General features: G+C 59.8%; 15 protein-coding genes and 1 tRNA gene. 1 reads left to right on the forward strand and 15 read right to left on the reverse strand.

The window, feature by feature from the left end:
* From HPQ62_RS15455 to HPQ62_RS15475, 5 genes are all read right to left on the reverse strand, one after another.
* Positions 1 to 127, reverse strand: a 127-nt coding sequence (locus HPQ62_RS15455) for a GTP-binding protein (protein ID WP_244629740.1), incomplete at its 3' end; no start/stop codon positions are given.
* Positions 128 to 194: 67 nt separating this feature from the next.
* Positions 195 to 2294 carry an elongation factor G gene (gene fusA, locus HPQ62_RS15460; RefSeq protein WP_174803481.1) on the reverse strand — a complete coding sequence of 700 codons (2100 nt, stop codon included), beginning with the start codon at positions 2292 to 2294 and terminating at the stop codon, positions 195 to 197.
* A gap of 27 nt (positions 2295 to 2321) precedes the next feature.
* A complete protein-coding gene (rpsG, locus tag HPQ62_RS15465) occupies positions 2322 to 2792 on the reverse strand; it encodes a 30S ribosomal protein S7 (protein WP_174803482.1) in 471 nt (156 codons plus the stop codon).
* Between the two features lie 75 nt (positions 2793 to 2867).
* Positions 2868 to 3239, reverse strand: coding sequence for a 30S ribosomal protein S12 (gene rpsL, locus HPQ62_RS15470; RefSeq protein ID WP_018065617.1), 372 nt, complete (start codon positions 3237 to 3239; stop codon positions 2868 to 2870).
* A 420-nt stretch (positions 3240 to 3659) separates the two neighbouring features.
* Entirely contained in the window at positions 3660 to 5252 is a 1593-nt protein-coding gene (locus tag HPQ62_RS15475; RefSeq protein ID WP_174803483.1) for an ABC-F family ATP-binding cassette domain-containing protein, read from the reverse strand.
* Between the two features lie 195 nt (positions 5253 to 5447).
* Between HPQ62_RS15475 and HPQ62_RS15480 the strand changes: the two genes are divergently transcribed.
* Positions 5448 to 5744 (forward strand): transcriptional regulator, encoded by a 297-nt coding sequence (locus HPQ62_RS15480; protein WP_174803484.1) that lies wholly within the window; start codon positions 5448 to 5450, stop codon positions 5742 to 5744.
* A gap of 73 nt (positions 5745 to 5817) precedes the next feature.
* Here HPQ62_RS15480 and HPQ62_RS15485 read toward each other — a convergent pair whose 3' ends face one another.
* From HPQ62_RS15485 to HPQ62_RS15530, 10 genes are all read right to left on the reverse strand, one after another.
* Positions 5818 to 6936 (reverse strand): linear amide C-N hydrolase, encoded by a 1119-nt coding sequence (locus HPQ62_RS15485; protein ID WP_174803485.1) that lies wholly within the window; start codon positions 6934 to 6936, stop codon positions 5818 to 5820.
* Positions 6937 to 7146: 210 nt separating this feature from the next.
* A complete protein-coding gene (gene rpoC / locus HPQ62_RS15490; protein ID WP_174803486.1) occupies positions 7147 to 11355 on the reverse strand; it encodes a DNA-directed RNA polymerase subunit beta' in 4209 nt (1402 codons plus the stop codon).
* Between the two features lie 189 nt (positions 11356 to 11544).
* A complete protein-coding gene (rpoB, locus tag HPQ62_RS15495; protein ID WP_174803487.1) occupies positions 11545 to 15684 on the reverse strand; it encodes a DNA-directed RNA polymerase subunit beta in 4140 nt (1379 codons plus the stop codon).
* Positions 15685 to 15879: 195 nt separating this feature from the next.
* Complete coding sequence (rplL, locus tag HPQ62_RS15500; protein WP_174803488.1) at positions 15880 to 16257, reverse strand: 50S ribosomal protein L7/L12; 378 nt, start codon at positions 16255 to 16257, stop codon at positions 15880 to 15882.
* Between the two features lie 64 nt (positions 16258 to 16321).
* Entirely contained in the window at positions 16322 to 16840 is a 519-nt protein-coding gene (gene rplJ, locus HPQ62_RS15505; RefSeq protein WP_174803489.1) for a 50S ribosomal protein L10, read from the reverse strand.
* Positions 16841 to 17175: 335 nt separating this feature from the next.
* Positions 17176 to 17871, reverse strand: a complete 696-nt coding sequence (gene rplA / locus HPQ62_RS15510; RefSeq protein WP_174803490.1) for a 50S ribosomal protein L1 — start codon at positions 17869 to 17871, stop codon at positions 17176 to 17178.
* Between the two features lie 5 nt (positions 17872 to 17876).
* Entirely contained in the window at positions 17877 to 18305 is a 429-nt protein-coding gene (gene rplK / locus HPQ62_RS15515) for a 50S ribosomal protein L11 (protein WP_174803491.1), read from the reverse strand.
* A 142-nt stretch (positions 18306 to 18447) separates the two neighbouring features.
* A complete protein-coding gene (gene nusG / locus HPQ62_RS15520) occupies positions 18448 to 18978 on the reverse strand; it encodes a transcription termination/antitermination protein NusG (protein ID WP_174803492.1) in 531 nt (176 codons plus the stop codon).
* A gap of 19 nt (positions 18979 to 18997) precedes the next feature.
* Entirely contained in the window at positions 18998 to 19198 is a 201-nt protein-coding gene (gene secE / locus HPQ62_RS15525; RefSeq protein WP_174803493.1) for a preprotein translocase subunit SecE, read from the reverse strand.
* A gap of 166 nt (positions 19199 to 19364) precedes the next feature.
* Positions 19365 to 19440 (reverse strand) — tRNA-Trp (locus HPQ62_RS15530).
* Positions 19441 to 19532 lie beyond the last annotated feature (92 nt).

Raw genomic sequence — 19532 nt, forward strand, 5'->3', positions numbered from 1 at the left:
CGTAGGCGCGGAACTCGCCGAAGAACTTCGTGATCGCAGCCGTCAGCGACGTCTTGCCATGGTCAACGTGGCCGATCGTGCCGATGTTTACGTGCGGTTTGCTCCGCTCAAACTTTGCTTTTGCCATTTTAGGCTCCTATTCCTGTCGAACCCGCGACGGGGTCACTATCTTTTTCGTTACGGGTGTGCCCCGGTCACTTCTGACCGGAGTACTTAGCCTGAATTTCCTGTGCGACATTCGAAGGCACCGGCGCATTGTGGTCAAAGACCATCGAATACTGGGCGCGGCCCTGCGACATGGAGCGCAGCGTATCGACATACTTGAACATGTTGGCCAGCGGAACCTGGGCTTCGATGACCGACGCGTTGCCGCGCGGCTCCTGGCCCTGGATCTGACCGCGACGCGAGTTCAGGTCGCCGATGACATCGCCGACGTAGTCCTCAGGCGTCACAACTTCAACCTTCATGATCGGCTCGAGAAGCTGAGCACCGGCCTTGCGGGCTGCTTCACGGAAGCAGGCGCGCGCGGCGATTTCGAAGGCGAGAACCGACGAGTCGACGTCATGGTATGCACCGTCAACGAGCGTGGCCTTGATGCCGAGCATCGGGAAGCCAGCCAGCGGACCGGAGGACAGAACGCTTTCGATACCCTTCTGAACGCCAGGAATATATTCCTTCGGAACAGTACCGCCGACGATCTTGGATTCGAATACGAAATCCTCGCCATCCGGATTGGGTTCGAAAATGATCTTGACGCGCGCGAACTGACCCGAACCACCCGACTGCTTCTTGTGGGTGTAGTCTTCTTCGTGCTGAGCCGTGATCGTTTCGCGGTAAGCCACCTGCGGTGCGCCCACATTGGCTTCAACCTTGAACTCGCGACGCATGCGGTCAACGATGATGTCGAGGTGAAGCTCGCCCATGCCGGCGATGATGGTCTGGCCGGACTCTTCGTCGGTGGCAACGCGGAAGGACGGATCCTCGGCAGCCAGACGGTTGAGGGCGAGACCCATCTTTTCCTGGTCGGCCTTGGTCTTCGGCTCGATCGCGATCCGGATAACCGGCTCGGGGAATTCCATCCGCTCCAGGATAACAGGCTTCAGCGGATCGCAGAGCGTGTCACCGGTGGTGGTTTCCTTGAGCCCAGCAAGCGCAACGATGTCGCCGGCATAAGCCACGTCGATGTCCGAACGCGAGTTAGAGTGCATCTGCAGCATGCGGCCGACGCGCTCGCGCTTCTCCTTGACCGTGTTCAGAACGCCCGAACCCTTTTCGATCGTGCCGGAATAGACGCGGCAGAACGTCAGCGAGCCGACGAAGGGGTCGTTCATGATCTTGAACGCGAGCATGGAGAGCGGCTCGGCATCGTCTGCCTTACGCGCGATCTCAGCTTCGGTCTTGACGTCGATGCCCTTGATCGCGGGAATTTCGACCGGCGACGGCAGGAAGTCCACAACAGCGTCGAGAAGCGGCTGAACGCCCTTGTTCTTGAAGGCCGAACCGCAGAGCATCGGGAAGAACTCGACGTTGATCGTACCCTTGCGGATGAGTTCGCGGATCTTGTCGTTATCGGGCATGTTGCCTTCGAGGTAAGCTTCCATGGCTTCCTCGTCGATATCGACGATCGTTTCGATCATCAGCTCGCGGTATTCTTCAGCCTTGTCCTTCATGTCGGCCGGGATGTCGGTGACTTCCCACTGGGCGCCGAGATGCTCGCCGTCCCAGACCAGTGCCTTCATCTCGATCAGGTCGATCACGCCGGCAAAGTCGTTTTCAGCGCCGATAGGCAGCTGAATGACAACCGGGGTCGCGCCGAGACGGGACTTGACCATGGATACCGAGCGATAGAAGTCGGCGCCGATCTTGTCCATCTTGTTGCAGAAGATCATCCGCGGAACGTTGTACTTGTCGGCCTGACGCCAGACGGTTTCCGTCTGCGGCTCAACGCCGGCATTGGCGTCGAGAAGGGCGACAGCACCGTCGAGAACGCGCAGCGAACGCTCGACTTCGATGGTGAAGTCAACGTGGCCGGGGGTGTCGATGATGTTGAAGCGGCGCTTCTTGCCGTCGCGCCCCTGCCAGAAGGTCGTGGTGGCAGCAGAGGTGATCGTGATGCCACGCTCCTGCTCCTGCTCCATCCAGTCCATGGTGGCAGCGCCGTCGTGCACTTCGCCGATCTTGTGCGACTTACCGGTGTAGAACAGGATGCGCTCGGTCGTCGTGGTCTTGCCAGCGTCGATATGCGCCATGATCCCGAAATTGCGGTAGTCTTCGATATTATATTCGCGAGCCATGATAGCAGGCCTTCCTCGGTGTTCTAATTACCAGCGGTAATGCGAGAATGCGCGGTTGGCATCAGCCATCTTGTGCGTGTCTTCACGCTTCTTGACGGCCGAACCACGGTTGTTCGCAGCATCCATGAGCTCGCCCGACAGGCGCTCGATCATGGTGGTTTCGTTGCGCTTGCGCGCAGCTGCGATCATCCAGCGGATCGCCAGCGCCTGACGGCGCTCCGGACGGACATCGACCGGAACCTGGTAGGTCGCACCACCAACGCGGCGGGAACGAACTTCGACATGCGGAGCAACGTTGTCGAGAGCCTGATGGAAAACCTCAACCGGGTTCTGCTTCATCTTGCCTTCGACGGCGTCGAGCGCACCGTAGACGATCGATTCTGCGACCGACTTCTTGCCGTGCAGCATGACGGCATTCATGAACTTGGTGACAACGAGATCGCCGAACTTGGGGTCCGGATTGATCTCGCGCTTTTCTGCACTGTGGCGTCGTGACATGTCTTTTGTCTCTCAACAGTTGCGGCACTTAGAACGCGGAGAACCTCGCGCAGCGCCAAAAAAATGAAAACCGAATTACTTCGGACGCTTTGCACCGTACTTCGAACGACGCTGCTTACGATTCTTGACGCCCTGGGTATCGAGCACACCACGGATGATGTGGTAGCGAACGCCCGGCAAGTCCTTTACGCGGCCGCCACGGATCATGACGACGGAGTGTTCCTGCAGGTTGTGGCCTTCACCCGGAATGTAGCCGATGACTTCGAAGCCATTGGTCAGACGGATCTTGGCAACCTTACGAAGCGCCGAGTTCGGCTTCTTCGGCGTCGTGGTGTAGACGCGGGTGCAAACGCCGCGCTTCTGCGGGTTCTGCTCCAGAGCGGGAACCTTATTCCGCTTCACCTGGGGCTGACGCGGCTTGCGGATCAATTGGTTTACGGTAGGCATTCAACCATCCCTTGAGTTCGTGTCTCATCGCCCTTCTGGGGCATTTTTTATACCGTCGCCGGCGAAAAGAAGCACGTCAAGCGCTATATGCGCACAAGCACGGCCCAAGCCGCCTTTCCGGCGGATGGACCTTAAAGCAGAGGACACGGGCATTTTGCCGCGTCATGCGTGCAGCATTTTGATCTTCAACGTGCTGTATGAGAACCTAGTCTGAGGTGAACTCCGGGACATTTGGCTTCCCGAACGGCCAGACCTCACATGGGTTCCGTTGGCGCCGACATACTCGCTTCACCCGACATCGTCAAGCCTGATGGCGGTAATTTCTTTACCAAAACGCCCGGAAGGCCCCGGTTTTACGGCGGTTCCATGACGTCCGGCAAGTTTTGGCAAGGACGGACGCCTGACGCGCAATAAAATGACTCAGGCGATTCCGCCCCTGCGGCCGAGCCCGATTCTCCTTGTGATCCCGATTCTTTCGAGGAAGGACCCATCATGGCTGACGACGAGCAGCGCGCCGTCATAGGCATTCAATCCCTGTTCCAGCGCCTGAAGGCTCTCGAGATCGAGATGGTTGGTCGGCTCGTCGAGGATCAGCAGTTCGACCGGGCTCTTGCCGCCGATCGCCACTGCGAGGCCGGCACGCAAACGCTCGCCGCCGCTCAGGTCGGCGACCCTGCGCAAGGCCTCGTCGGCGCGGAAGCGGAACCGGGCGAGTGCCGCCCGCGCGCCGTTTTCGTCCTCGGCCGGGTTCAGCCGCCGAAAATTGTCGCGGACGCTCGCTTGCGGATCGAGAAGCGACAACGCCTGATCAAACAGCGCCCATGAAACATAGATCTCGGCCGAGCCGGAAACCGCTTCGTGCCTGCCCGTCAATATGGCAATCAAGGTCGATTTTCCCGCGCCGTTCTGTCCATCAACCGCGGTCCGCTCCGGACCGACGATCTCGAACGAGAGGTCTGAAAACAGAAGCGGCGCCGGGGGATATCCCGCCGAGAGCGCATCGGCCCTTGCCACCCGGCGTTGCCGCTGCAACCCTGAGGGCGACAGCTGCACCGAGAATGGCATTTCGATCTCCACCCTCTTCCTGACCGCATCAAGCGCCTCAGAAGCCGCTCTTGCCTGCCGGTCCGAGAGTTGCTGATTGCGGCCATCCGAGGCTTCGGCGTGCTCCTTCATGCTGTCGAGCTTCATCTTCGAGAGGCTGCCGCTGTCGCGCAACCTCCGGCCGGAGGCATCATGGCGCGCCTGGCGTTCAGCGCGCCTGCGCGCGTCCTGGCGAGCCTCGCTGGCCACCTTCTCGGCATGCTGCAGATCGTGCGCCAGAACGCCCTGCTCGGCCCGGCGCTCCGCCTCGTAGAAGCTGTAATTGCCGCCATAGCGCCTGAGACCCCGACCGGAGAGCGCCGCAATCGCATCCATCCCCTCGAGCAGCGTCCTGTCATGGCTGACGACAAGAGCGCCGCCGCGCCAGCTTGCGAGGAATTGCCCGAGCGCCGCCCTGCCCTCCCTGTCGAGATTATTGGACGGCTCGTCGAGGAGGATGAAACCGGGCGCATCGAAGATCAGCCGGGCGAGCCGCGCCCGCGTCGTCTCTCCGCCGGAAAGGCGTTCAAGCGGGGTATCGAGCCCGGCCGAAAGCCCGGTCGCGGCCAGCGCCCTCAGGGCCCGCTCCTCCACCGCCCAGTCGATCTCGGCAAGGTCCTCGGCGTTGGCAAGCCCCTGCTCCGCCCGCGCGATCGCAGCAAGCATTGCCTCGATGCCGAACAACCCGGCGATCGTCTCGCCCGGCGCTGGGCGCACCACCTGGTCGAAGATGCCAAGCCTGCCGGATACGTGGATGCTGCCGGAGGTCGGTCGCAGCTTGCCTGCTATCAGCCGCAGAAGGGTCGATTTGCCGGCGCCGTTGCGACCGACGAGACCGGTGCGTTCGGGTCCGAAGACCGCACTCAGATTGTCGAAGAGAAGCTGGCCGTCAGGCGTGATGAAGGTCAGAGCGGAAAGCGTGATAGGCATGAGCAGATGTCTCCCGTGGAGCAAAACAGGTGGTTTTTGCTGTGCGGTGAGAATTCATCGTCCTGCCATTCCGATCAGATTTGCGATTGCCCGTCAGATAATGCGGACGTGGGCCCGGGTCAACCCGCGACAGTGGCGCTTTCAATCGGCGGCGCGATATGAAACAAGGGGCAAAGGACGCGACAGGAGAGCATCATGATTGCCATACCCGGCTACACCAGCGACGGCGAGCGCATGGTCTTCATCATCACCGGCAAGGTCTATCACGAGTGGAACGGAGACACCGAAGTTCACGTGCTGATCGCCGCCCCCGATGAGGACACCGCCGTGCGCAACACGCTCAATGCGCTCGCGAATGAGGGCTATGCGGAAGCCGACCTTGACCAGATCGGGATGATCACCGAGATTCCCGACGAAGAGCCGCACGCATCGGCCTATCAGACCGCCCTTGAGGGCGAGGTCGCGATCGTCAAGCTCGGCGATGGCGAATAGACCCGACTGGCGTCAATATTAAGAAGAGCCGGCCCCCTGGGAGCCGGCTCAACCGGTTCAGTGCGAATGGACCTTACTGTGCATCGCCGAGCGGGAAATATTCCTGCTCGCTATCCAGCATGAAGGTCTTGACCGCCTTCGCGTCGAGGTCCTGGTCGTCCAGAGAGATCTTGCGGATGGCGGAATCGTCATATGTGCGGATGTAGAAGGTCTTCGACTTGGTGTCGTTGCCGCTCGTCCACTGGGTATAGTCGGCGATGATATTGCCGTGGTCATCCTTTTCCCTGCCGGTCCTGACAACGCCGCGGGGAATGTCGAAATTGTTGAGGATGTGGAACAGCTCGAACGTGGCATCAGGCCCGTCGGTACTGTCGAACTCGCCATTGGAATAGATCGCGGCGCGCACGAAGCGCGATGGCGGCGTGAAGTCGCCCGGCAGACCCAGAAGCCCGGTGCCCTCGCCGAGACCGGGTACCTTCAGCTTGCCGATCGTCTTCGGTTCGACATTCCAGAGATCGAGGTTGATGTAGTTGTTGAGATTGGTCAGGTGCCAGTCGAATGCGGGCTGGTTGGTAACCGTGCCGATCGGATTGTCGTGGAGCGTCAGCTTGCCATCGACATATTCGATCACCAGCGTGGCGCCGCTCGGATCGGTCACGACGTAATGGACCGGCATGACCATGTTCCACTGCTTGAACACAACGGCTGGGACAACGACGTCCTCGATCCCTGCGCGCGCTTCCTCGACGGTCGCGAAATTGTCGAGAATGTAGGAAACCACTTCCCAGGGCGCAATCGTGTTCGCTGCGTCAGCATCGGTATACGGCTGGTAGTCCGCATAATCCATGAAATAGAAGATGCCGGCGGAAAGCCCCTTTTCATTAAGGCCATCGATGATGACTGGCAGGTCGAGCGCATTGGCGCCCACGCTTGCATATTTCGTCTTCCAGCTCTTGCCGCTCGCCCCATCCGGCGCCGTGCCGACGCGATCGAAATTGCGCGGTACAACGATGACGTTCGACTTGATGTCGATGCCGAATTCCATGGTGCGTCCGCGAACAACAGTGCCATCCTTCGCCACCATCGTAATGCCGGTGCATGCCTCGGCCACTGACGCAAACATCATCGATGCCGCGATCGCGCAAGCTGCGACACGTCCGCCAAGGCCCAGTTTCTTCAAGTTCACGCTCATGTTTTGTCCCTCCATTCAGCGCTGCCCCGCATCCCCTGTTCATCTTTTCAAAGCGGGGAGCGCGGCGGTCAAAATGTTAGGCCCGGAGGGACGCATTCTCAAAGCCGAATTTCATCAGTACCAAAAATGGGCCAGCCGTACGATCAAGCGAAGACGAAAAAAGGCCCGGTGCGCGCGCACCGGGCCTTCAGATAGTTCAGCAACGTGGGGTTATTCGCCCGGCTGCGGCTCCTGGTTCATCGAGGACAGCATCGGCGTCGCATCGTCGGCGCCGGAAGCCTTGCGGCGGGCGTCGATGATGAGGTCGTCGCGGGTCGACGCAATGCGGCGTACCTGGGACATGGCGCGACCCGTACCGGCCGGGATCAGACGGCCGACGATGATGTTTTCCTTCAGACCCTGCAGCGTATCGACCTTGCCGGCAATCGCAGCTTCCGTAAGGACCTTGGTGGTCTCCTGGAACGAAGCGGCCGAGAAGAACGACGGCGTCTGCAGCGAAGCCTTGGTGATGCCGAGCAGAACCGGCTCGCCTTCGGCAGGACGCTTGCCCTGTGCAACCAGCTCCTCATTGAGATTGTCGAAGGCAATCGCCTCGACAATATCGCCGGAGATATAGCCGCTGTCGCCCGAAGAGGTGATCTCGATCTTCTGCAGCATCTGGCGAACGATCACCTCGATGTGCTTGTCGTTGATGACAACGCCCTGCAGACGATAGACTTCCTGGATCTCGTTGACGAGGTAGGAGGCCAGCGCCTCGACGCCCTTGATCGCAAGGATGTCGTGGGGAGCAGGATTGCCGTCGAGGATGTAGTCGCCCTTTTCGATGTAGTCGCCGTCCTGAAGATGGAACGGCTTCGACTTCGGAATGAGGTATTCCACCGGTTCGACACCGTCTTCCGCAGGCTCGATCTGGATGCGGCGCTTGTTCTTGTAGTCGCGGCCGAAGCGGATCGTACCGTCGATCTCGGCGATCACGGCATGGTCCTTCGGACGGCGGGCTTCGAACAGTTCCGCAACGCGCGGCAGACCACCGGTAATGTCCTTGGTCTTGGCGCTTTCCAGCGGCGAACGTGCAAGCACGTCACCCTGGCTGACCTTCTGGCCCGGCTCGACCGAGAGGATCGCGTCGACGGACAGCGGCAGACGGGCTTCGGTGCCACGCGGCAGCTTCAGGATTTCACCATCTTCGCCCTTGATGACGATGGATGGCTTCAGATCGGAGCCGCGGGGCGTCGAGCGCCAGTCGATAACCGAACGCTTGGTGAAGCCGGTTGCTTCATCCGTTGTTTCGGTAACCGAGAGACCTTCGACAAGATCCTCGAAATCAACCGTACCGGCGATTTCCGTCATCATCGGGCGGGTATAGGGGTCCCACTCGGCGAGACGCTGACCGCGCTTGACGGTATCGCCATCGTCGATGAACAGCTTCGAACCGTAGGCAACCTTCTGCGAAGACCGTTCCTGGCCGCGCTGGTCGAGAATCTGAACCGCCATGTTGCGGCCCATAGCCACCAGAACGCCATCGGAATTGCGCAGAACATTACGGTTCTTGATGCGCACAGTGCCCTCATAGGAGGATTCCAGGAACGACTGGTCAACCACGTTCGCCGTACCGCCAAGATGGAAGGTACGCATGGTCAGCTGCGTGCCGGGCTCGCCGATCGACTGGGCAGCGATAACGCCGACAGCCTCGCCGAGGTTGACCGGCGTACCACGGGCGAGGTCGCGACCATAGCAGACCTGGCAAACGCCCGTCTGGACTTCGCAGGTCAGAGCCGAGCGAATCTGCACCGACTGGATGCCCGCAGCCTCGATCTTGATGACGTCGGCCTCGTTGATCTGACGACCGCCCTCTACGATCAGCTCGCCTGTGGTCGGATCTTCGATGTCAACAAGTGCGGCACGGCCGAGAACGCGCTGGCCGATCGATGCCACGACCTGACCGGCATCGACGATGGCGGTCATGGTCAGGCCCTTGTCGGTGCCGCAATCGGCTGTGTTGACGATGCAATCCTGCGCAACGTCGACCAGACGGCGGGTCAGATAACCCGAGTTCGCGGTCTTCAGGGCGGTATCGGCCAGACCCTTACGGGCGCCGTGCGACGAGTTGAAGTACTCGTTCACGGTCAGGCCTTCCTTGAAGTTCGAGATGATCGGCGTCTCGATGATCTCGCCCGAGGGCTTGGCCATCAGGCCGCGCATGCCGCCCAACTGACGCATCTGGTTCACCGAACCACGCGCGCCTGAATGGCTCATCATATAGATCGAGTTCATCTGCTTCTGGCGGCCGGTTTCCGGATCGAATTCGACCGCGCGAATGCGGGCCATCATCTCTTCGGTCACCTTCTCGGTGGCCTTGCCCCAGGCGTCGACGACCTTGTTGTACTTTTCGCCCTGAGTGATCAGGCCGTCATTGTACTGCTGCTCGTATTCCTTCACCAGCGCTTCGGTCTCGGCGACGATCGTGTGCTTGGCATCCGGAATGACCATGTCGTCCTTGCCGAACGAAATGCCGGCCTTGCAGGCGTGGCTGAAGCCGAGCTGCATGATCCGGTCGCAGAAGATCACCGTGTCCTTCTGGCCGCAATGGCGGTAGACCGTGTCGATCATCTTGGAGATGTTCTTCTTGGTCATTTCCTGATTGCAGGTATCGAACGGCACGTTGACGTTCTTCGGCAGCAGTTCGCCGATGATCATGCGGCCAGGGGTGGTGTCGTGGATCTTGGAGACGACATTGCCGTCCTCGTCCACGGTCTTGAACCGGCCCTTGATCTTGGAGTGCAGCGTGACGACCTTGTTTTCCAGCGCATGATGCAGCTCGCCCATATCGGCAAACACCATGCCCTCGCCCGGTTCCTTGTCGTTCATGATCGACAGGTAGTAGAGGCCCAGCACCATGTCCTGCGACGGCACGATGATCGGCAGACCATTGGCCGGGTGCAGGATGTTGTTGGTCGACATCATCAGGACGCGCGCTTCCAGCTGCGCTTCGAGCGACAGCGGAATGTGAACGGCCATCTGGTCGCCATCGAAGTCGGCGTTGAAGGCCGTGCAGACCAGCGGATGAAGCTGGATCGCCTTGCCTTCGACGAGGATCGGTTCAAACGCCTGGATTCCAAGACGGTGCAGCGTCGGAGCACGGTTCAGGAGAACCGGATGCTCGCGGATAACCTCGTCGAGGATATCCCAGACTTCCGGACGTTCCTTCTCAACCAGCTTCTTCGCCTGCTTGACGGTCGAGGAGTAACCCTTGGCGTCGAGACGGGCGTAGATGAACGGCTTGAACAGTTCGAGCGCCATCTTCTTCGGCAGGCCGCACTGATGCAGCTTCAGTTCCGGACCGGTCACGATGACCGAACGGCCGGAATAGTCGACGCGCTTGCCGAGCAGGTTCTGACGGAACCGGCCCTGCTTGCCCTTGAGCATGTCGGAGATCGACTTCAGCGGACGCTTGTTGGCGCCGGTGATGACCCGGCCGCGACGGCCGTTGTCAAACAGCGCATCGACCGATTCCTGCAGCATCCGCTTTTCGTTGCGGATGATGATGCCCGGTGCGCGCAGCTCGATCAGCCGCTTCAGACGGTTGTTCCGGTTGATGACGCGGCGATAGAGGTCGTTGAGGTCCGAGGTCGCGAACCGGCCGCCGTCGAGCGGCACGAGCGGGCGCAGATCCGGCGGGATCACCGGAACGACCTTCATGATCATCCATTCCGGACGGTTGCCGGAATCGAGGAAGTTCTCAACGATCTTGAGACGCTTCATCAGCTTCTTCTGCTTCAGGTCCGACGTGGTGTCGGCCAGTTCCGCGCGCAGGTCGCCGGCGATCTTCTCGAGATCCATGCTGGCAAGCATCTCGTAGATCGCTTCAGCGCCGATATTGGCGGTGAACTGGTCCTCACCGAACTCGTCGATGGCCATCATGTATTCTTCTTCCGAAAGGAGCTGGTTCTCCTTCAGGTCGGTGAGGCCGGGTTCGGTGACGATGTAGTTTTCGAAGTAGAGCACGCGCTCTACATCCTTCAGCGTCATGTCGAGCAGCGTGGAAATGCGGCTCGGCAGCGACTTCAGGAACCAGATATGGGCAACGGGGGCGGCGAGCTCGATATGGCCCATGCGCTCACGGCGAACGCGCGACAGCGTGACTTCCACGCCGCACTTTTCGCAGATAATACCCTTGTATTTCATGCGCTTGTACTTGCCGCACAGGCACTCGTAATCCTTCATCGGGCCGAAGATGCGCGAGCAGAAAAGGCCGTCGCGCTCCGGCTTGAAGGTGCGGTAGTTGATGGTTTCCGGCTTCTTGATTTCGCCATAAGACCAGGAAAGGATCTTCTCCGGGCTGGCGATCGAGATCCGGATCGAATCGAAGACCTGCGCCGGCGCCTGCGGATTGAAAAGATTCATGACCTCTTGGTTCATGCCTGTCTCCTTGACTGGGCGGCATCGCCCTTGTTGGCAGTCGATCCGGTCAAACCCCGGGAACGGACGAACTGCCCTGAAAAACGGTAATGGCCGCAAAATGCGGCGAAACTGACACTCCCGGCCTGACTGCAGGCCTCGAGCATCGGCGACGCGCCCACCATCCGGCAGGCGCGTCGGCTTTCAATCCTATTCCGCAGCGTCGGGAAGCTCGGCTTCGCCCTGCGGCTCCTCGGCGGAGTTTTCGAGCTCCACCGAAAGGCCGAGCGAGCGCATTTCCTTGACGAGAACGTTGAAACTCTCCGGAATACCGGCCTCAAACGTATCATCGCCACGGACGATGGCTTCATAGACCTTGGTACGGCCGGCAACGTCATCCGACTTCACGGTCAGCATTTCCTGCAGCGTGTAGGCGGCGCCGTAAGCCTCGAGCGCCCAGACCTCCATTTCGCCGAAGCGCTGGCCGCCGAACTGCGCCTTGCCACCCAGCGGCTGCTGGGTCACGAGCGAGTACGGACCGATCGAGCGTGCATGGATCTTGTCGTCAACCAGGTGGTTGAGCTTGATCATGTACATGTAGCCGACCGTGACCTTGCGGTCGAACTGCTCGCCGGTACGGCCGTCATAGAGGACCGACTGACCCGACGGATCAAAGCCTGCGCGCTCCAGCATCTCGGACACGTCGCCCTCATGGGCACCGTCGAAGACCGGCGTGGCGATCGAAACGCCGCGCTTTGCCTCTTCGGCGAGACGCACCAGACCATCGTCATCGAAGTACTCGACCTCGTTGCGGGCCTCGGAAGCATAGACCTCGGTCAGCGTTTCCTTCAGCGGGCCGATGTCGTTGGTTTCCTTGTAGGCTTCGAGCATCTCGCCGATGCGCTTGCCCATGCCGGCACAACCCCAGGCCAGATGCGTTTCCAGAATCTGGCCGACATTCATGCGGCTCGGAACGCCAAGCGGGTTCAGCACGACGTCGACATGGGTTCCGTCTTCGAGGAACGGCATGTCTTCGGCGGGCAGGATGCGGGAGACCACACCCTTGTTGCCGTGGCGGCCGGCCATCTTGTCGCCGGGCTGGATCTTGCGCTTCACAGCCACGAAGACCTTGACCATCTTCATCACGCCCGGAGGCATTTCATCGCCGCGCTGGACCTTTTCGACCTTGTCCATGAAGCGCTGCTCAAGGCGGTTCTTGGATTCGTCATACTGGCCGCGAAGCGCTTCAAGCTCAGCCTGAACCTCTTCGCTTTCAACGGCAAACATCCACCACTGCGAACGCGGATAGGCCGAGATCACTTCGTCGGAGAGCACGACGCCCTTCTTGAAGCCCTTCGGGCCGGCGATCGACGTCTGGCCGCGCAGCATGTCGGAAAGACGCGAGTAGACGTTGCGATCGAGGATCGCCTGTTCGTCATCGCGGTCCTTTGCGAGGCGTTCGATTTCCTCGCGCTCGATCGCCATCGCGCGCTCGTCCTTTTCAACGCCGTGGCGGTTGAAGACGCGGACTTCCACGACGGTACCGAAGGTGCCGGGCGGCATGCGCATCGAGGTATCGCGAACGTCCGAAGCCTTCTCGCCGAAGATTGCGCGCAGAAGCTTTTCTTCCGGCGTCATCGGGCTTTCGCCCTTCGGCGTGATCTTGCCGACGAGAATGTCGCCCGGATGCACTTCCGCACCGATATAGACGATGCCGGCTTCATCGAGGTTCTTCAGCGCTTCTTCCGATACGTTCGGAATGTCGCGGGTGATTTCTTCCGGACCGAGCTTGGTGTCGCGGGCCATGACCTCGAATTCTTCCAGATGGATCGAGGTGAAGACGTCATCCGAAACGATCCGCTCGGAAAGCAGGATCGAGTCCTCGTAGTTGTAGCCGTTCCACGGCATGAACGCGACGAGCGCGTTGCGGCCGAGCGCCAGGTCGCCAAGGTCGGTCGACGGACCGTCGGCAATGATGTCGCCCTTGTTCAGAACGTCGCCGACGCGGACCAGCGGACGCTGGTTGACGCAGGTGTTCTGGTTCGAACGCTGGAACTTCATCAGACGGTAGATATCGACGCCGGACTTGGAGGCATCGAGGTCTTCCGTGGCGCGGATAACGATACGGGTCGCGTCGACCTGGTCGACCACGCCACCGCGCTTGGCGGCAATCGCAGCGCCACTGTCACGGGCAACGATCGGCTCCATGCCGGTTCCGACGAACGGGGCTTCGGCGCGCAGAAGCGGCACGGCCTGACGCTGCATGTTCGAGCCCATGAGAGCGCGGTTGGCGTCGTCGTTTTCCAGGAACGGAATGAGGGCGGCTGCGACCGAAACGAGCTGCTTCGGCGAAACGTCCATCAGGTTGATGTTTTCACGCGGTGCCAGCATCACTTCGCCGGCATGACGGCAGACGACGAACTCTTCGACGAAGGTACCGTCATCGTTCATCACCGAATTGGCCTGGGCGATGTAGTACTTCGCCTCTTCCATCGCCGACAGATAGATCACCTCGTCGGTGAGCTTGCCGTCCTCGGAGATCTTGCGGTACGGGCTTTCGATGAAGCCGTACTTGTTGACGCGGGCAAAGGTTGCGAGCGAGTTGATCAGACCGATGTTCGGGCCTTCCGGCGTCTCGATCGGGCAGATACGGCCATAATGGGTCGGATGCACGTCGCGGACTTCGAAGCCCGCGCGTTCGCGCGTCAGACCGCCCGGGCCAAGAGCCGAAAGACGGCGCTTGTGGGTGATTTCCGACAGCGGGTTGATCTGGTCCATGAACTGCGACAGCTGCGAGGAGCCGAAGAACTCGCGCACGGCGGCAGCCGCCGGCTTGGCGTTGATCAGGTCCTGCGGCATCACGGTGTCGATCTCGATCGAGGACATACGTTCCTTGATCGCGCGCTCCATGCGCAGGAGACCCAGACGATACTGGTTTTCCATCAGCTCGCCGACCGAACGAACACGGCGGTTACCGAGGTTGTCGATGTCGTCGATCTCGCCCTTGCCGTCGCGCAGGTCCACCAGCGTCTTGACGACGGCCAGGATGTCTTCCTTGCGCAGAACGCGGACGGTGTCTTCGGCGTCGAGATCGAGACGCATGTTCATCTTCACGCGGCCAACAGCCGACAGATCATAGCGCTCGCTGTCGAAGAACAGCGAGTTGAACATGGCTTCGGCCGAATCCATGGTCGGCGGCTCACCCGGACGCATGACGCGGTAGATATCGAACAGGGCGTCCTGACGGTTCTCATTCTTGTCTGCAACAAGCGTGTTGCGGATATAGGCGCCAACATTGACGTGGTCGATGTTGAGGATCGCAAGCTCATCGATACCCTGATCGTTGATGCCGGCGAGGTTCTTCTCGTCGATCTCTTCGCCGGCCTCGAGATAGATCTCGCCGGTTTCCATGTTGACGATGTCTTCGGCGAGGAAGGTGCCGTAAAGCTCTTCGTCGGTTACCTTCAGTGCCTTGACGCCGCCTTCAGACAGCTTCTTCAGCATGCGCGGGGTCAGCTTCTTGCCGGCCTCGACCACGACTTCGCCGCTATCGGCGTCGATCAGGTTGGAAACAACCTTCTGGCCGCGCAGGCGCTCCGGCGAGAAGGGAACCTTCCAGCCATCGCCATCGCGTTCATAGGTCGCCTTGTCGTAGAAGGTTTCGAGGATTTCCTCGGTATCCATGCCAAGGGCCATCAGCAGCGACGTCGCCGGGATCTTGCGGCGGCGGTCGATACGGGCATGGACGATATCCTTGGCGTCGAACTCGATGTCGAGCCAGGAACCGCGGTAGGGGATCACGCGGGCAGCAAAGAGCAGCTTGCCGGAAGAGTGGCTCTTGCCCTTGTCATGGTCGAAGAACACGCCCGGCGAACGGTGCATCTGCGAAACGATGACGCGCTCGGTGCCATTCACGACGAAGGTCGCGTTGTTGGTCATCAGCGGCATGTCGCCCATGTAGACGGACTGTTCCTTGATGTCCTTGATCGACTTGGCGCCGGTATCTTCGTCGATATCGAACACGATCAGGCGCAGTTTCACCTTCAGCGGCGCTGCATAGGTGAGGTCGCGCTGGCGGCATTCCTCGACGTCGAACTTCGGCTGTTCGAATTCGTAGGACACGAATTCGAGCATCGAGGCGCCGGAAAAGTCGGTCATCGGGAAGACGGATTTGAACACCGCCTGCAGCCCCTCATCGGGACGTCCGCCCTTGGGCTCGTCAACCATGAGGAACTGATCGTATGAGGCCTTCTGAACCTCGATCAGGTTCGGCATCTCCGCGACTTCCGGGATCTTACCGAAGAACTTGCGTACGCGCCTGCGACCATTGAAGGAAAGGGTCTGAGCCATTCAGGTAGCTCCTTGTCAATCTGCATCCGGGCCTGCAACAGACGGTCACCGATGGCCAATTGGCTCCGTCATCATTTAAGGGTCTTCTTGAGAACCCATTACCCAAAGGCCCGAAGGGGACTTTGGGTAATGGCTTCAGATCAGTTGTCGTCTCGCGGGCAGGAAGAACCCGCCCGCGAAACTGAAAAGCAAAGCTTACTTGAGCTCAACCTTGGCGCCAGCTGCTTCCAGCTTGCCCTTGAGTTCTTCAGCTTCAGCCTTGGAAACGGCTTCCTTGACCGGCTTCGGAGCGCCTTCGACGAGGTCCTTGGCTTCCTTGAGGCCGAGACCGGTGATCGCGCGGACTTCCTTGATGACGCCGATCTTGTTGCCGCCGGCATCAGCGAGGATGACGTCGAATTCGGTCTTTTCTTCAACGGCTTCAGCAGCGACGCCAGCGCCACCGGCAGCAGCAACGGCTACGGGTGCAGCGGCGGAAACGCCCCACTTTTCTTCGAGCATCTTGGAAAGCTCAGCGGCTTCGAGAACCGTCAGCTCAGAGAGTTCTTCTACGATTTTGGCGAGATCAGCCATGTTCATCTTCCTTCAGTGTTTGGTTCGAACTGGTTCGAAATTTTTATAAACAGCGAAAAACCGCTCAAGCGGCCTCGTCCTTCGTGGCATAGGCGTTGAGCACGCGCGCAAGCTGGCTTGCGGGTGCAGAAGCAATCGTTGCGATTCGGGTCGCCGGGGTCTGAATCATACCCACAAGCTTCGCACGCAGCTCGTCCAGCGAAGGCATGGTCGCAAGCGACTTCACACCATCGGCGTCGAGCACGGTTGCCCCCATGGCGCCGCCGATGACAACGAGCTTGTCGTTGCCCTTGGCGAAATCCATGCAGACCTTCGGAGCCGTCACCGGGTCATCGCAATAAGCGATGAGCGTCTGACCCTTGAACAGGTCAGCCATTCCCTCGGACTCCGTACCCTGAAGGGCAATCTTGGCCAGGCGGTTCTTCGCGACTTTGACAGTGCCGCCCGCTTCACGCATCTTTGAACGGAATGCGTTCATCTGCGCAACGGTGACACCGGCATAGTGGGCCACGACAACCGAGCCCGAAGCCTTGAAGACTTCGTTCAGTTCCGTGACGAATTCGCGTTTTTCCGCTCTTTCCACTGCCTATCTCCAGTTGACAGATCCATTTCCGGATCTGCCGGTTTGCCTTTGCCGCATGGGTCTTGATTTCCAAGATCCCAAGCGACGCTCGAGGATCCTGCCCCCATCGGCGCGCGATTTCTCAAGCGCCTAGGCACACCAGGTTCGAACCAAATCAGTCCGCAAGGGGTGATCGACACCCACGGAAAAATTGGTCTCACCCGTCTCATGCAGGCAAAATGATTAAGGTTGCCCACCTGCAATCTCGGACAGGAAACCGGGTTTTACCCCGGATTTTCCCGGGCCCTGGGGCCCGGAAAACATTTGCCGGAAGCGACTTCCGGAAATTCTAGAACTTAAGCGTTGACCGACGAGAAGTCGATCTTGACGCCCGGGCCCATCGTCGAGGACAGCGCAACGCGCTTGACGTAGTTGCCCTTGGCGCCGGCCGGCTTTGCCTTGACGACGGCGTCGGCGAAAGCACGGATGTTTTCTTCCAGAGCCGAAGCTTCGAACGAAGCCTTGCCGATGCCGGCGTGAACGATACCGGCCTTCTCGACGCGGAACTCGACGGCGCCGCCCTTGGAAGCTTCAACAGCTGCCTTGACGTCCATCGTGACGGTTCCGACTTTCGGGTTCGGCATCATGCCGCGCGGGCCGAGAACCTTGCCGAGACGGCCGACGAGCGGCATCATGTCCGGCGTGGCAATGCAGCGATCGAAATCGATCTTGCCGGACTGGACGGTCTCGACCAGGTCTTCCGCGCCAACGATGTCCGCGCCGGCTTCCTTGGCTTCATCAGCCTTGGCGCCACGGGCGAAAACAGCAACGCGGACGGTACGGCCAGTGCCGTTCGGCAGGTTGACGACGCCGCGGACCATCTGGTCTGCATGACGCGGATCAACGCCGAGGTTCATCGCAACTTCGATGGTTTCGTCGAACTTCGCCGTGGCGCGTTCCTTGACCATCTTGACCGCTTCGGACAGGCCGTACAGCTTGTTGACGTCGACGCCTTCGCGGGTCTTCTGAATACGCTTTGCAATCTTGGTCATGGCAATCAACCCGTCACTTCGAGGCCCATGGCGCGGGCAGAGCCCTCGACCATGCGCATTGCGCCTTCGATATCGGCGGCGTTCAGATCGCTCATCTTGGCTTCCGCAATCTTGCGAACCTGTTCAGCGCTGATCGAACCAGCCGATGCCTTGCCCGGGGTCTTCGAACCGGACTTGATCTTCGCTTCCTTCTTGAGGAAGTAGGAGACCGGCGGCTGTTTCATCACGAAGGTGAAGGACTTGTCCTGGAAATAGGTAATGATCACCGGGATCGGCATACCCTTTTCCATTTCCTGCGAAGCCGCGTTGAACGCCTTGCAGAATTCCATGATGTTAATGCCACGCTGACCAAGTGCGGGACCGATCGGCGGGGACGGATTTGCCGAACCTGCCGGGACCTGCAGCTTGAGCTGGCCTGCAACTTTCTTAGCCATTTCTCTGCCTTTCCAAATTCGGACCGGATGACCGATCCATCATGCCGGCAATGCCGGCGGCTGCGGTTGCGTGGTGCGAACTTTCTGAGCGCAGGCTTGAGCGCCCGTTCTCCCACGCGAAAATGCCCCGAAGGGCAAATCTTTAAACTTTTTCGACCTGAGCGTATTCCAGCTCGACCGGGGTTGCGCGACCGAAGATCGAAACTTCGACCTTCAGGCGGGCGCGCTCTTCATCGACGTCCTGAACCACACCGTTGAACGATGCGAACGGACCGTCGGACACCCGGACATTTTCGCCGATCTCGAAGGACACGGTGGCCTTCGGACGCTCGACGCCTTCCTGAACCTGACCGAGGATATGCTCGGCTTCCGAATCCGGAATCGGAACAGGCTTCTGATCACTTCCCAGAAAACCGGTAACCCGGGGCGTATTCTTGATCAGGTGGAACACCTCATCATTCAGCTCAGCCCTGACCAGAACATAGCCGGGGAAGAACTTGCGCTCCGAATCGACCTTGCGGCCGCGACGCACCTCGACAACCTTTTCGGTCGGAACGAGAATGCGGTCGAAATACTGGTCGAGACCCTTCTGTCGGGCCTTTTCCTCGATCGCTTCAGCCACCTTCTTTTCGAAGTTGGAATAGGCGTGAACGATATACCAACGCATTGCCATCTTGCTTCACCCCTCTCGATCAGGCGCCGAGGTTGAGGATGAAATTCATCAACAAGCTCATCAACTGGTCTGCAGCAAAAAAGAAGAACGACGCGATCACCACCATGACGATGACCATCAGCGTCGAAATGACAGTTTCGCGCCGCGATGGCCAAACTACCTTGGCCGTCTCAGCGCGCACTTGCTGCAGAAACGTGAATGGATTGGTTTTAGATGCCATAAACTGCCCACGCCTTTACGGCACGTAAAGCGGAAGATCCAGCTCCACGCACCGCGAGTCTGTTTTTCACTACATAGCACTGTTTTTCGTTGACACAAGAGAAAAACGTACTTTTGTTTCGTATCCTGCCTACCGGCGACCGATTTGCGCCGCCGATCCGCTGAACTGGCAGGGGCAGAGGGGCTCGAACCCCCGACCTGCGGTTTTGGAGACCGCCGCTCTACCAACTGAGCTATACCCCTTTACCCATCGCCGGCGACAGGCGGTATTCCGCGCACCGGCATCAGGCATGGCGCCCATTTACGGGGATGACGCGCGCTTTGCAAGAGTGTTT

The organism is Martelella limonii (assembly GCF_013344475.1).
GTDB classification, from domain to species: Bacteria; Pseudomonadota; Alphaproteobacteria; order Rhizobiales; family Rhizobiaceae; genus Martelella; species Martelella limonii.